Annotated in this window: 14 protein-coding genes; 8 read left to right on the plus strand and 6 right to left on the minus strand. The window is 66.9% G+C overall.

What is annotated here, in order from left to right:
* Positions 1 to 651, minus strand: a 651-nt coding sequence (locus ACIQ3R_RS08655; protein ID WP_397417385.1) for a DUF4386 family protein, incomplete at its 3' end; no start/stop codon positions are given.
* Between the two features lie 281 nt (positions 652 to 932).
* Here ACIQ3R_RS08655 and ACIQ3R_RS08660 point away from each other — a divergent pair.
* Positions 933 to 1,730: a MipA/OmpV family protein gene (locus ACIQ3R_RS08660; RefSeq protein WP_397417387.1), complete on the plus strand. Its 798-nt coding sequence runs from the start codon at positions 933 to 935 to the stop codon at positions 1,728 to 1,730.
* A 10-nt stretch (positions 1,731 to 1,740) separates the two neighbouring features.
* Here the strand turns inward: ACIQ3R_RS08660 and ACIQ3R_RS08665 are convergent, their stop codons facing one another.
* Both ACIQ3R_RS08665 and ACIQ3R_RS08670 read right to left on the minus strand, forming a co-directional pair.
* Positions 1,741 to 2,286 (minus strand): GNAT family N-acetyltransferase, encoded by a 546-nt coding sequence (locus ACIQ3R_RS08665; RefSeq protein ID WP_397417390.1) that lies wholly within the window; start codon positions 2,284 to 2,286, stop codon positions 1,741 to 1,743.
* A 15-nt stretch (positions 2,287 to 2,301) separates the two neighbouring features.
* The gene (locus ACIQ3R_RS08670; RefSeq protein ID WP_397417393.1) at positions 2,302 to 3,549 is read right to left on the minus strand and encodes an aspartate kinase; all 1,248 of its coding nucleotides are present in this window, start codon (positions 3,547 to 3,549) and stop codon (positions 2,302 to 2,304) included.
* Positions 3,550 to 3,677: 128 nt separating this feature from the next.
* Here ACIQ3R_RS08670 and ubiG point away from each other — a divergent pair, with 128 nt between their 5' ends.
* The 5 genes from ubiG to ACIQ3R_RS08695 all read left to right on the plus strand — a co-directional run bounded on the left by ubiG (position 3,678) and on the right by ACIQ3R_RS08695 (position 8,572).
* Positions 3,678 to 4,430 carry a bifunctional 2-polyprenyl-6-hydroxyphenol methylase/3-demethylubiquinol 3-O-methyltransferase UbiG gene (gene ubiG, locus ACIQ3R_RS08675; RefSeq protein ID WP_397417395.1) on the plus strand — a complete coding sequence of 251 codons (753 nt, stop codon included), beginning with the start codon at positions 3,678 to 3,680 and terminating at the stop codon, positions 4,428 to 4,430.
* A gap of 26 nt (positions 4,431 to 4,456) precedes the next feature.
* The gene (locus ACIQ3R_RS08680; protein ID WP_397417398.1) at positions 4,457 to 5,260 is read left to right on the plus strand and encodes an FkbM family methyltransferase; all 804 of its coding nucleotides are present in this window, start codon (positions 4,457 to 4,459) and stop codon (positions 5,258 to 5,260) included.
* A 2-nt stretch (positions 5,261 to 5,262) separates the two neighbouring features.
* The gene (locus tag ACIQ3R_RS08685; RefSeq protein WP_397417401.1) at positions 5,263 to 5,904 is read left to right on the plus strand and encodes a TetR/AcrR family transcriptional regulator; all 642 of its coding nucleotides are present in this window, start codon (positions 5,263 to 5,265) and stop codon (positions 5,902 to 5,904) included.
* A gap of 27 nt (positions 5,905 to 5,931) precedes the next feature.
* Positions 5,932 to 8,025 (plus strand): TonB-dependent receptor domain-containing protein, encoded by a 2,094-nt coding sequence (locus tag ACIQ3R_RS08690; protein ID WP_397417403.1) that lies wholly within the window; start codon positions 5,932 to 5,934, stop codon positions 8,023 to 8,025.
* A gap of 163 nt (positions 8,026 to 8,188) precedes the next feature.
* On the plus strand, positions 8,189 to 8,572 hold the full coding sequence (locus tag ACIQ3R_RS08695; RefSeq protein WP_397417406.1) for a limonene-1,2-epoxide hydrolase family protein: 384 nt from the start codon (positions 8,189 to 8,191) through the stop codon (positions 8,570 to 8,572).
* Positions 8,573 to 8,593: 21 nt separating this feature from the next.
* On the opposite strand, the gene ACIQ3R_RS08700 is transcribed toward ACIQ3R_RS08695, so the two are convergent.
* Together ACIQ3R_RS08700 and ACIQ3R_RS08705 are read right to left on the minus strand one after the other, a co-directional pair.
* Positions 8,594 to 9,316 (minus strand): glutathione S-transferase family protein, encoded by a 723-nt coding sequence (locus tag ACIQ3R_RS08700; protein WP_397417409.1) that lies wholly within the window; start codon positions 9,314 to 9,316, stop codon positions 8,594 to 8,596.
* 102 nt (positions 9,317 to 9,418) lie between these two features.
* Entirely contained in the window at positions 9,419 to 9,550 is a 132-nt protein-coding gene (locus ACIQ3R_RS08705) for a hypothetical protein (RefSeq protein ID WP_397417412.1), read from the minus strand.
* Between the two features lie 242 nt (positions 9,551 to 9,792).
* On the opposite strand from ACIQ3R_RS08705, the gene ACIQ3R_RS08710 reads away from it, so the two are divergent.
* Both ACIQ3R_RS08710 and ACIQ3R_RS08715 read left to right on the plus strand, forming a co-directional pair.
* Positions 9,793 to 11,385: a long-chain-fatty-acid--CoA ligase gene (locus ACIQ3R_RS08710; RefSeq protein ID WP_397417414.1), complete on the plus strand. Its 1,593-nt coding sequence runs from the start codon at positions 9,793 to 9,795 to the stop codon at positions 11,383 to 11,385.
* A gap of 92 nt (positions 11,386 to 11,477) precedes the next feature.
* Positions 11,478 to 12,557, plus strand: coding sequence for a Zn-dependent alcohol dehydrogenase (locus ACIQ3R_RS08715; RefSeq protein ID WP_397417416.1), 1,080 nt, complete (start codon positions 11,478 to 11,480; stop codon positions 12,555 to 12,557).
* Between the two features lie 21 nt (positions 12,558 to 12,578).
* Here the strand turns inward: ACIQ3R_RS08715 and ACIQ3R_RS08720 are convergent, their stop codons facing one another.
* Complete coding sequence (locus ACIQ3R_RS08720; protein WP_397417418.1) at positions 12,579 to 12,914, minus strand: c-type cytochrome; 336 nt, start codon at positions 12,912 to 12,914, stop codon at positions 12,579 to 12,581.
* Positions 12,915 to 13,008 lie beyond the last annotated feature (94 nt).

Here is a 13,008-nt window from a genome sequence, read left to right on the forward strand (position 1 = left end):
CACCCAAAGCAACAGGCCCGTGGTGGCGATGACCACATCGACCGGGGAAGCCATACCCACGAGCGCCGTGGCCGGGGCTGCCGCGATGAGGGCCACGGGGAAGGCGGTCCAGCCCAGCCAGGCCGGGAGTCCCTTGTCCTTCAGGATTACGGCCCCGGCGACGGCGAGCCAGAGGGCGGCGAACATTGAAACGCCGAGGTCCTCGCCCACCGACCCGCCGTAGGCATTGAGCGCCATCTGTGTGGTTTCGATCGCGATGCGCTCCGGAGAGCCGACCGGGGCGGCGGCGTAGGCGTCGGCTAGGGCGCTGGAGCCCGTCAGCCAGCGAACGATGCCGATGGCGCGGGCCAGGGCGGAGGCCACTCCTAACCCGACGGCCAGGGCGGCGAGAACGCTCAGGGGGCGATCTCCCCGGGCGAGACCCACGATCAGGGCGGCGCTGGCGGCGAAGGTGAGAGACCATGCGAGATAGACGCCATAGCCCAGTCGTACCTGTCCTTCCTGGGCCTGGATCAGCGGAAGCACCTGGGCGGCGGGGAAGTCCAGACTCTGGGGCCAGTCGATGGCGGCGCCCAAGATCTGCATAGGCAGGAAAATACCGAAAGCCTGAAACAGCAGCAGGGCGGCGCCTGCCAGATAGAGAGGGCGCATAGGGCGTCTAGCTCCTGTGTTGATCGGTCCTGTGCGGGCGGCCGTGGCGCCACCGACATATGGTTTAGAGATAAACTAATATCCAACCCTGTCGTGGTGTCAAGTTGGTCTCGTGGGTTGCACCAAGCGGTCGCCTCCCGGGCCCACTGGGCGCGCCGCGATCTTGGCGGTTCGCCAAGGAAGCGCCGCGTCACTTGAGCGGCTTGAGCACCTGGACCCGAGACCCCACTTAAGATGGAGCGGGACGCATCCGTCAGGCCGGGGGGCGATGTGGAGTGCGAGTGCGGGTTCAAGGACTGATGATCGCCTGTGCGCTGGGGGTTGCGCCGCCGGCCTGGGCGCAAGGTCCGGGCGGGGGTGCGAAGCCGGACGGCTGGCAGGTTCAGGTTGGAGGCGGGGGGCTGGTCACGCCCGACTTCCGGGGCTCGGCCGACTACCGCGTACGCGCACTGCCTTACGTCTCAGTCAAGTTTGGCGATGAACTGGAGGCGTCGGTCCAGGAGGGCGTGTCCTTCGCCCTGGTCGAGCGCAATGGTTTTTCCGCCGGGCCGCTGGCCAGATTCCGGTTCGGGCAGGAAGAGGATGACAATCGGGCGCTGATCGGCCTGGGCGAGGTTGATCCGTCGCTCGAGGCCGGTGGATTCCTGGGCTATCGACGGGGACCCCTTTCCCTGCGGCTCACGGCCGGACAGGACGTGATCGGCGGTCATGGCGGGGGCGTCACCGAACTGGGCGCAGCGCTCACGGCGCCGATCATGCGCACGGCGGCAGGGCCGGTCCTGGCGTCGGCCGGGCCCAAGATGACGTTTGTGACCTCAAGGGTGAACCGCGCTTATTTCGGCGTGGATGGTTCGCAAGCGGCAGCCACGGGGCTGCCGGTCTTTCGGCCCTCCGGGGGACTGCAGGCGGCAGGTTTGAACATGATGCTGATCGCGCCGATCGCCCCCAAGCTATCGGTGGTCGGTTTCGTTGGCTTCGAGCGCCTGCTCGGCGACGCGGCGGACAGTCCGAGGGTGCAACAGCGAGGTTCCCGCGACCAGGCCTCCGGCGGGATCTTCATCACCTACAGGCTGTTCTGACCTGCCTGCGTCAGAGCCGCTTGGCCATCCAGATGTCGGGCTTCCCCCGACCATTGGCGTCTGGGATCAGGCCGACGATCTCGTAGCCTAGCTTCTGGTAGAAGGCGAAGGGGTGGCCGCGCGAGCTTTCGCGCACACCGGCGATGTGACCGGCGACATTGGGGAACAGATCGACGCCGGCCAGGCTGGTGCCGCCGAAGTCGTCATCCGTGCCGAGATAGAGGGTGAGCACGCCATCGGCCTTCACCCGGGCCTCCAGCTCAGCGACCAGCGCCGCGCCAATCCCGCGTCGCTGGCAGGCCGGATCGACGACCAAAGGGTGCAGTTCCCAGGCGTGATCGTAGGTCTCAATGCGGCCGATCCAGCCCAGCAGGGTCTCACCACTGAAGGCGGCGAACGCCTCGCGATCCTCATCATCGAAGAAGCCGTCGACCTCTGCGTCGAATTCGCCGTCGAACGCGTCGGGCATGTGGGCGAAGGCGTCGCGGAGCACACGAGCGGCATCCGCCCGCTGTTCGGCGGTGAGGTCCCGGAAGTCGACGAAGCGGAGTGTCATCCGCGCCATTCTAGCTCAGAGCTGGTCGAGCCCGTACGCCGCGTGCAGCGCCCGCACGGCGAGCTCGGTGTAGGCCGCGTCGATCAGCACGCTGATCTTGATCTCCGAGGTCGAGATCACCTGGATGTTGACGCCCTTGGACGCCAGCGCCTCGAACATCAGCTTGGCGACGCCGGTATGGCTGCGCATGCCGACGCCGATCACCGAGACCTTGGCCACGTCGTCATTGACCGCCACGCCCTCGAAGCCGACCTGGCCCTGCACAGAGCGGACGATCTCGACCGCGCGCTGGGCGTCTCGCTTGCCGACGGTGAACTCCATGTTGGCCACGTCGGCGGCGCGGGCCTTGGACTGGACGATCATGTCCACATTGACGTTGGCGTCGGCCAGAGCGCCGAAGATGGTCGACGACACGCCCGGATGGTCAGGCAGGCCGAAGAGGCTGATCTTCGCCTCGTCGCGGCTGTAGGCCACGCCGCTCACGATCCGCTTCTCCACGATCTCCTCCTCGTCGCACACGATGGTGCCCTGACCCGGCGCTTCGCCCGGCTCGACAAAACTGGAAAGCACCCGGACGGGCACATGATAGGCCATGGCCAGCTCGACCGAGCGGGTCTGCAGCACCTTGGCGCCCAGCGACGCCATCTCGAGCATCTCCTCATAGGAGACCTTGGCCAGCTTGCGGGCCTTCTGCTCGATACGCGGGTCGGTCGTATAGACCCCGTCCACGTCGGTGTAGATGTCGCAGGCCGCGCCCAGGGCGGCGGCGATGGCGACGGCCGAAGTGTCAGATCCACCGCGGCCCAGCGTGGCGATGCGGTTGTCGCGGGTCACGCCCTGGAAGCCCGCGATCACCGCGATCTCGCCGGCGTCCAAGGCGGCGCCGAGCTTCTCCGGCGGGATGTCGTCGATCCGCGCCTTGCCGTGTGCGTCGTCGGCGATGATGGGGATCTGCCAGCCCATCCAGGAACGGGCGGGGAGGTCCATGTTGCGCAGGGTCATAGCCAGAAGGCCGGCGGTGACCTGCTCACCGGAAGCCACGACGACGTCGTACTCGTCATCTGAAGGCGGGAGACCCTCGGCGGCCGGGCCGGCGCCGTCGGTCCAGGCGACCAGCTCGTTGGTCTTGCCGGCCATGGCGGAGACCACGACGGCGACCTGATGGCCGGCCGCGACCTCGGCCGCGACCAGCCGGCCCACGCGCCGGATGCGCTCCAGATCGGCCACCGACGTGCCGCCGAACTTCATCACCAGCCGCGACACGAGCGGGCCCACCCCTCTGAAACGAAAGCGCGCCGTTCTAACGACGGTGTGGGGCGCACACAACGGGGTTGCGACGGGAGAGGCCGGAACTGGACCTTGGGGTGGAAGTCGTGCTGATACGCTGACCCATGGCCCTCACCGCCCAATCTTCCATAGACCCCGCCGAGGTGGAGCGCTTTTCCCGCATCGCCGCGGAATGGTGGGACCCCAAGGGGAAGTTCGCGCCGCTGCATCGATTCAACCCCGTGCGGCTGGCCTTCATCCGCGACCAGGCGCTCTACCGATTCCGGCGCGATGGCGCCGCGCGGCGGCCGTTCGAAGGGCTGCGGCTGCTCGACATTGGCTGTGGCGGCGGGTTGTTGTCCGAGCCGATGACGCGGCTGGGCTTTCAGGTGACCGGCGTGGACGCCTCGGAGCGCAACATCGGCACGGCGCGGGCGCACGCCGCCGAGCAGGGGCTGGAGATCGACTATCGCGCCTCGACCGCCGAGGCTCTGCTGGCGGCGGGCGAGCCGGCCTTTGACGTGATCCTCAACATGGAGGTGATCGAGCACGTGGCCGATCCGGGCGCGTTTCTGCGCGACTGCGCGGCGTTGCTGGCGCCGGGCGGCCTGATGATTGTCGCCACGCTCAATCGCACGCTGAAGGCCTTCGCTCTCGCCAAGGTGGGTGCGGAGTATGTGCTGCGCTGGCTGCCGGCGGGCACCCATGACTGGTCGAAGTTTCTGACGCCGGACGAATTGCGCGGGTTCCTCGCGGAGACGCCGGTGACGATGGACGGACCGTTCGGGGTGGTGTTCAACCCGCTCAGCGGTCGATGGACGGAATCGGCTGATACCGACGTGAACTACATGATGACGGTGCTGCGCGACGCCGCGTGACCGGCGCCGTCCGCACGGGAGATCCGATGCCTTCGCTTCGCGTCCTGGCCCATGCGTTCCGCGCCTGGCGACGCAACCGGACCTGGGCCAAGCATGAGCCCGAGACGCCGTATCTGGCCGATCTGCTGACAGGCGCGCCGGTCTGTCTGCATGTGGGCGCGAGCGACGGACGGCACACCTATGTGATGACGCGCGTCGCGCCGGGCGCGCGGGTCACGGCCTTCGAGCCCTCGGCGTTCGCCTTCGAGGTGCTGACCACCTGCATCGCCTGGCACCGGATGGGCGGTCAGGTGACCGCGGTGCACGCCGCGGTCGCGGATCGGCCGGGTGAGTTGCTGCTGGTGACCCCGCGCAAGACCTCCGGCCGGATGGGGCGGGCCTATGCCTACGTGGCCGAGACGCGACCAAACGGCCCGGCGCGACCGGATCTGGACGACCGTGGCGCCGACTTGCAGCCGACGCCGGTGCTGACGCTCGACGCCTATTGCCGCGATGCGGGTATCGAGCGGGTGGACTTCATCCGCATGGATATCGAAGGCGCCGAGCAGAAGGCCCTGGAGGGCGCGGCCGGCCTGATCGACCGGGACCATCCGCACGTGCTGCTCGAAATCCATCCCGACATGCTGCAGGCGCGGTTCGGCGGCTCCGGCGAGGCGGTGGTGGCGCTGTTTCGGCGGCGCGGGTACCGCATGTTCGCGCTGAACGCCGACCGACTGGAGGAGCGCACCACCCTGGTCGAGGGGCTGCCCTGGAAGGATTACTTCTTCATCCATCCAAGCCGTGCGGGCGATCTGCCCGACGGGGTTTTCAAAGCCCGAATGGGAGCCTAGGCGTGGCGGGTTCAAAGTCCCGTAGCTACGGCGCGCAGTCCCGCGAACTCATCCTTCAGGCCGCTCAGGCCCTTTTCGCCGAACGGGGTCTGCACGAGACCTCGATGGCCGACATCGCCCGGGCCGCAGGGCTCTCCCGGGCGACCGTTTTCAATCAGTTCGGCTCCAAGGCGTTGGTGCTGGACGCCATCACCGCCCGGTCTCTGAACAACTACAGGGACCTACTGGACCGGGCCCTGAAGGACGAGACCACGGCCACGGCGGACCTCCTGCGACGTCTCTTCCGTCAGATGGGCCATGGTCTTGAAGCGAACCGGGCGATCTATCGGGAAGTCTTCGGCGAGATACGCAAGGTCTCGATGGGCCTGGACGCCGAGGGCGAAGCGCCCAACCTGCGGCGTGAAGCCCTTGCCGGTCTGGTTCGCTTGATGCGTCGCGGACAGTCTCGGGGCGAGTTCACCGCCGAGCGTCCGGCCGAGGTCCTCGCCACGGCTTTCGATAGTCTGCTGGCGGGGGCTGCGACCCACTGGCTTCACAATCCGCAGGGTGTCCCGCTCGCCGAGCTTCTCGGCGACCTCGCCGAGGTGCTTCTCGAGGGGATTTCCGTCTCGACCGCGCGGGTTGACGAGTCCGCCAGGATTTAGACTATGGTCTAATTCATGGAATCGGATGTGACGCATTTTGATGGATGGCGGCGCGGTTGCGCCGTCCTGGTCGCCGCCACCGTACTGGGCCTGCCTTGCGTGGCGTCCGCCCAGCCTGGCTCGCCGGAGGAACCGCAAGCCCGGGCCGCAAGCTACGGTCCTGACTTCTTCGCCCCATTCAATCCGGTGACGGCCGAAGATGTGGTCCGGCGCGTGCCGGGCTTCACGCTCGACAACGGTCTGGAACGCCGCGGGTTCGCGGGCGCGGCGGGCAACGTCCTGATCAACGGCGAGCGTCCCAGTTCCAAGACGCCGATCTCGGAGCAACTCTCCCGGATCTCGGCGCGCGACGTGCTCCGAGTCGACGTGCACGCAGGCGGTGCGGTGGACCTTCGCGGATATGCGCTGGTCGTCGACGTGCAGCTGCGACCGCGACAGGCGGGCGCCACCAACACCTACGTCGTCCAGGCCGGCGTGCTTGAGCCGGGTGAGAGCGTCAATCCGGTGGTGGTGGCGACAAGCGCCTTCCGAGTCGGATCCACCGACGTCAGCCTGACGATCCAGGCCCAGCCGGCGCGTCGCGGGCGGGTGGAATTCGCGAAGGACCTCCTGGCTGCGAACGACCAGGTGATCGAGACCGGCCGGGAGTACCTCCAGGGCAGCTACTACGAGTACAAGCTCAGCGGCAGGCTGGGCTGGCGGCCGACGGCGGATGATGTGGTCAACCTCACGGCCCAGCTAACGCCGAGCCGGGATGGGCGTCACACATTTTCGGAGGTCTTCAGCCCAACCGGCATCCCGCTCCGCACGGAAGACAGCAAGGTGGTTGGGGATTCGGTCCTGGCCTACGAGCTGGGCGCGGACTGGGAACGCCGACTGACGGCCCGCAGTTCGGTCAAGCTGCTGGCTCTGGCATCGCGCCGCGAGACCGGGTCGGACGAGCGTTACACGACACGGCCGTTCGCCGGCGGCGCGCGCAGCACGCTCATCCAGAGAGCGTCTGACAGCGGAGAGTACATCGGCCGCGCCGTCTGGACCTACCGGGCCGGGACAGCGCACACTTTCGACATCGGCGTCGAAGGCGCCTTCAATGCGCTCGATAGCGCGCTCGACATCGCCGTCGATACGGGTGCGGGACCCCGGCCGACGCCACTGCCGGTCGCCAATACCCGGGTGGAGGAACGAAGGGGCGAGGCCTACGTCACCGACGTCTGGCGCGTGTCGCCTGACCTGTCTGTAGAGGCCGGTGTTACGGTGGAGACGTCCCGCATCCGCCAGTCCGGCGATGCAGAACAGGCGCGCAGTTTCACCTTTGTGAAGCCGCGGATGGTCGCGACATGGAATCGGTCGCCGGGCGACCAGCTGCGACTGCGCCTCGAGCGCGATGTGGCGCAACTGGACTTCACCGAGTTCGCCAGCGCCGTCTCCCTGTTCGACGGCACCGTCGACCTCGGCAATCCCGACCTGGCCCCGGAGCGGACCTGGCGGGCGCAGCTTGACTGGGAGCGTCGGCTGGGACCCAAGGCCTTGGTTACGCTCAGCGCCTTCTACGAACGGGTGGAGGACGTCCAGGATCAGATCCCTGTCGCCGGCCAGTTCGACGCCCCCGGAAACATCGGCGACGGCCGTCGCTATGGTGTGAAGTTGGATGTCCTGGCTCCGCTGGATCGGGTTGGCCTGCCGCGCGGCGAATTGCGGGTCCGGACCCTGCTGCAGGACACGCGCGTTGAAGACCCCGTCACCGGACGCAGCCGCCGCTTTTCGGATGAAACCGAGTGGAGCTACTCGGTTGATCTGCGACAGCCCCTTCCGTCGCTGAAGTTGGCCTGGGGCGCCATCCTGGAGCGCGCAGACGAGGTCCGGCTCTTTCGCCTGCGGGAGCTACGCGAAACGGGCTGGGACCGGCCCAACCTGGACGCCTATGTGGAGACGACCGCCATACCGCGCATGGTGATACGCTTCACCGTCGCCGATATTCTGCTTCCGAAGGAAATCCGCGAACGGGCGTTCTACGCGCCGGACCGAAGTTTAGATCGCAACCTTGGCCGCCTGGAGACCCGCCGGGCCATCGGCGGCTTTGGCACACGATCATACACGCTTCGTATCGCGGGCCGTTTCTGAGCGGCGCTGCTCCGCCGCCTCGGCGGAAGCAGGTTCGCGCGGCGCCCGGTTCGAGGATGGGACGCCCCTGGTGACGGGCCCACCGGATTGACCCGCCAAGTAATTGCCTGTGCGCGCAGAAGGCCGGAACCTCAGCGAGATCACTGAAGCCGGGAGCAGATCCGTGACCACCGCAAGCTCAACCCCGATGTCCGTCGTCCTGCAGTTCATGAAGCTGATGGAGCCGCTGGACTATGACGCGGCCTTGAAGCTGGTCTCGGCCGACTGTCAGTACCTGAACCCGCCGCCGATCGGCTTGAATGTCGGTCCCGCCGGCATCCGCGCGGTGTTGGAACCCTTCTTCGCCCCCACCAAGGAAAACGAGTTCAAGGTGCTCCGGGCGGCGGAAGCGGGTCCGGTGGTGATCTTGGAGCGGCTCGATCGGCACCTCTACGGCGACAAATGGGTCGAGCTGCCTGTGACCGGCGTCTACGAAGTCCACAACGGGCTGATCACCTACTGGCGCGACTATTTCGACTATCCCACCATCGCGTCGCAGTTGGGCTGAGGCGCGAGCGACCCTTCAAGCCTAGCCGGCCCTGGCGTCGGCCTCGGCCTGGGCTTTGGCGGCCGCGGCCATCAACTTGGCGAAGGTTCCGTTGCGGATCATCTCGCGGCGTTCTTCCAGGCCGCGGTGGAGTTCGACCAAGACGCGCGCCGCGTGTTCGTTCTTCTGGATCGCGGACCAGTAGGCGGCGACGTTGGCGCGCTTTGGGATCGGGTCCTCAACGCCGACGGTCGGAAGAACGTTTTCGATCATGAACAGGGCCGGGACCAGCGCGCAGTCGGCCATGGTGACGCGGCCGGAACAGGCGAAGCCGTCCCTCCCGATCATCTGGTCAAGCGCCTTGATGTTGCGCACGACCTGACCGCCCAGCAATTCGACAATGCCCTCGTTGCGGGTCGCGGCCCGGCTCTGGGCGGACAGCATAAACATGTTGTTCATCAGATAGATATCGCCAATCCGGGCGAGCGTGCGGATGTGGGCGGTCTCGCGCGGCGTGGCGCCCAGCATCGAAGGCGTGGGATAAATCTCTTCAAGATATTCCGCGATCACATCGGATTCCGGCATCCGGTCGCCATCGATATCGAGCACCGGGATGCGGCCGATGGGATTCTCGTCCCGAAAGGCGGGCATGCCGAAGTTCGGTGGCCGCTCCAAGGTGATGTCGGTGATGCCCTTGGCGTAGATCTGCATCCGAACCCGGGCGGAGTAGGGGCTGAGGTCGCCTGAGTAGAGCTTCATTTTCATTTGGATTTGGGTTCCGCAGTCTCGGCCTGAAGTTGCAAGGCTATCGTGACGCCGGCGGGTTCACAACGCAGGCGCCGGTAAACCTGGAGTGGAAACCGGAAATCAAACGGCGTGGCTCGGCGCCTCGAACGCGTCCAGCCGCACCCAGTCGTTGAGTTCGAAGTTCCAGGCCGCCAGTTCGACATAACCGACCCGGCCCGTCCTCATGAACGTCGGAATCTGAGCGCGCAGCATCGCCAGGTCGTGGCCCGCAAGCTCTTCCGGGGCGCCGGCCTTGGTCGCGTCACGCCAGCCGCGCAGGGCGAAGGCCGCGTCGTATCCTTTCAGTGGTTCGATGACGCCAGCCTCCAGCGCAAGGATCCCTTCACTCGGTCACTAACGGAAATCGAGCGATCAATCAGCAGATCGAGCAAACTGGTTTCCCCGACGCCTCTCCACCGGCTAGCCTGAAGCGAACCACCTTTTTGAGGCCGCCTATGCACGCGTTGATGATGGATCGCCCGCTGACGCTGCCTTCGATCCTGGAGCATGCGGCGCTCTATCACGGCGACACCGAGGTGGTGACCCGCACGGTGGAGGGGCCGATCCATCGCTACGGCTATCGCGACGCGCTCATCCGCGCCAAGCGGATGGCCAAGGCGCTCTTGGCTCTGGGCGTGAAACCCGGCGATCGAGTGGCGACTCTGGCCTGGAGCACGCATCGGCATTTCGAACTCTATTTCGCGGTCACCGGGATCGGGGCGGTGCTGCACACGATCAATCCGCGCCTGCACGACGACCAGATCGTCTGGGTGGCCAATCACGCCGAAGACAGCTTTCTGCTGTTCGATATCAGCTTTGCCGAGCAGGTGGCGACGTTGGCGCCCCGTATGACGACTGTGAAGGCCGTGGTCGCGATGACCGACGCGGCCCATGCGCCGGCGGGCGTGGCGAACTACGAAGACCTGCTCGCGGCGCAGAACGCGGACTTCGATTGGCCGGAGCTGGACGAGCGGCAGGCTTCGGGCCTCTGCTACACCTCGGGCACCACGGGCAACCCCAAGGGCGTGCTCTATGGCCACCGCTCGACGGTGATCCATGCGCTGGCGCTGGCCCTGCCGGACGCCTTCGACCTGTCGGCGCGGGATACAGTGTTGCCCTGCGCCCAGATGTACCACGCCAACGCCTGGTGCACGCCCTATGCGGCGCCGCTGGTGGGAGCCAAGCTGGTGCTGCCGGGCCGGTTGCTGGATGGGCCTTCGATCTGTGAGCTGGCGGTGGCCGAACAGGCGACCTTCCTGCTGGGCGTGCCGACGATCTGGGTGGGCGTGCTGGATCACCTGGACAAGACCGGCGGCAAGCTGACCACGGTGCGCAACGTGGCCATCGGCGGCTCGGCGCCGACCGCATCCCTGATCGACCGGGTGGAGGAGAAGCTGGGCGCCCAGGTGCGTCAGATCTGGGGCATGACCGAGATGAGTCCGCTGGGGGTCATCAACACTGGACTGTCCAGACACGGCGGCGAGGACAGGGCGGCGGCGACCCGCCGCAAACTCAAGCAGGGCCGGGGCCTCTGGGGCGTGGATCTTCGCATTGTCGGCGAAGACGGCGCGGAACTGCCGCGTGACGGATCCAGCACGGGCGCCCTGCAGGTGCGCGGCCCTTGGACGGCCAGCGCCTACTTCAAGCAGGACGGCGCCGCGGCGTTCACAGACGATGGATGGTTCGATACCGGCGATATCGCCACGATCGACCCGGAGGGCTATCTGCGCCTGACCGACCGGGCCAAGGACGTGATCAAGTCGGGCGGGGAGTGGATCTCGACGTTGGACCTGGAAGATGCGGTCTGTTCTCACCCGGCGGTGGCCATGGCCGCGGCGATCGGCGTGCCCCACCCAAAATGGGATGAACGGCCGCTGCTGCTGGTGACGCTCCGCAGCGGGCAAACGGTCGACCCTGAAACGCTGAAGGCGCACGTGGCCGAACGCGTCGCCAAGTGGTGGACGCCGGACGAGGTGCGGATCGTCGAGACCCTGCCTATCGGCCCTACCGGCAAAGTCTTGAAGCGGGAGTTGCGCGGCGCGGTGTGACGCTACGGCCGGTTTTGGCGGGTTAGGGCTTCCCACGCGCTTCTGAACGGCGATAAGTTTCTTCCAGAGGCAACGACACCAAGGGGAACGCCATGAAAGCCGCTGTGCTGCGCGAAGTGGGGAAGCCGCTCTCGATCGAGGACGTGCGAATCAACAAGCCGGGACCGCGCGAGGTGCTGATCCGCACCGCCGCCGCCGGGGTCTGCCACTCAGACCTGCACTTCATCGAAGGCAAGTACCCGCATCCGATGCCGGCCGTGCTGGGCCATGAAAGCGCCGGCGTGGTCGAGGCTGTGGGCTCTGAAGTCCGCAGCGTGAAGCCGGGCGATCATGTGATCACCTGCCTGTCGGCCTTCTGCGGCCATTGCGACCACTGCGTCACCGGCCACATGGCCCGCTGCGTTTCGCCGGAGACCAAGCGCCGCGAGGACGACGAGCCCAGGCTGAGCTCGGCCACGGGGCCGATGCTGCAGTATCTGAACCTCTCGTCCTTCGCCGAGCAGATGCTGATCCACGAGAACGCCTGCGTGGCGATCCGCAAGGACATGCCGCTTGACCGCGCGGCGCTGATCGGCTGCGGCGTGATGACCGGCGTGGGCGCGGTTATCCACACCTCCAACGTGCGGCCGGGCGACACCGTGGCCGTCATCGGCTGCGGCGGCGTGGGGCTGGCGGCGGTGAACGGCGCGGCGCTGGCCGGCGCCGGCCGGATTATCGCCATCGACATGGCGCCCGGTAAGGAGAACCTGGCCAAGTCGATGGGCGCCACCGACTTCGTGCTGGGCGGCCCCGATGCCGTGAAGACCGTGCTGGAGATGACCCGTGGCGGCGTGCAGCACAGCTTCGAGGCCATCGGTCTTGCAGTGACCGCGGAGCAGTCGTTCAACATGCTGGCGCGCGGCGGCACCGCCAACGTGATCGGCATGATCCCGGTGGGCCAGACCATCAGCCTGATGGGCGCGGCGTTCCTCGGCGAAAAGCGCATCCAGGGGTCGCTGATGGGTTCCAACCGCTTCCCGGTGGACATGCCCCGCCTGGTTGACGCCTACATGGCCGGCAAGCTGCACCTGGACGACATGATCAGCCGCCGCATTCAGCTCGAGCAGGTCAACGAAGCGTTCGAGGAAATGAAGACCGGCGCGGTGGCCCGCTCGGTCATCGTCTTCAACTAAGGCCAGATAAGATCCGGCCCGTCAGCCCGGCTGGCGGGTCTGGATCGATTTCAGGTAGCGGATGATCGCTTTCCCGTCTTCGGGCGGGAACCGGAACTCGGGCATCATAGGGTGCCCGGTTAGCAGGCCTTCAGCCAAGGCTTCCTGCAGCTGTTCGGGATCATAGCGGCGTCCGATCTCGCGGAACGGCAGGGCGGCGGGCTCCTTGCTGGCGCCCGACACGCCCACCGCGTGGCACGAGGCGCAATGGCGGGTGACCAGTATCTGGCCGCGCCGCTCGGCGGTTTCAGCGGCAGCGGACGTGGCGGCTGCGAGCGTTCCGGACATCGTCAGGACAAGTAGAAGGGCGCGTTGCATGCCTGAAGCCTGGGCCAAGCTGGCGGCCGCGCTTTGATGGATGTCAATCGGCCTGGGCCTTAGGTCGCATCACAAGCCAAGGGGTCGGACGCTG

This window comes from Phenylobacterium sp. (assembly GCF_044371015.1).
Lineage (GTDB): Bacteria > Pseudomonadota > Alphaproteobacteria > Caulobacterales > Caulobacteraceae > Phenylobacterium.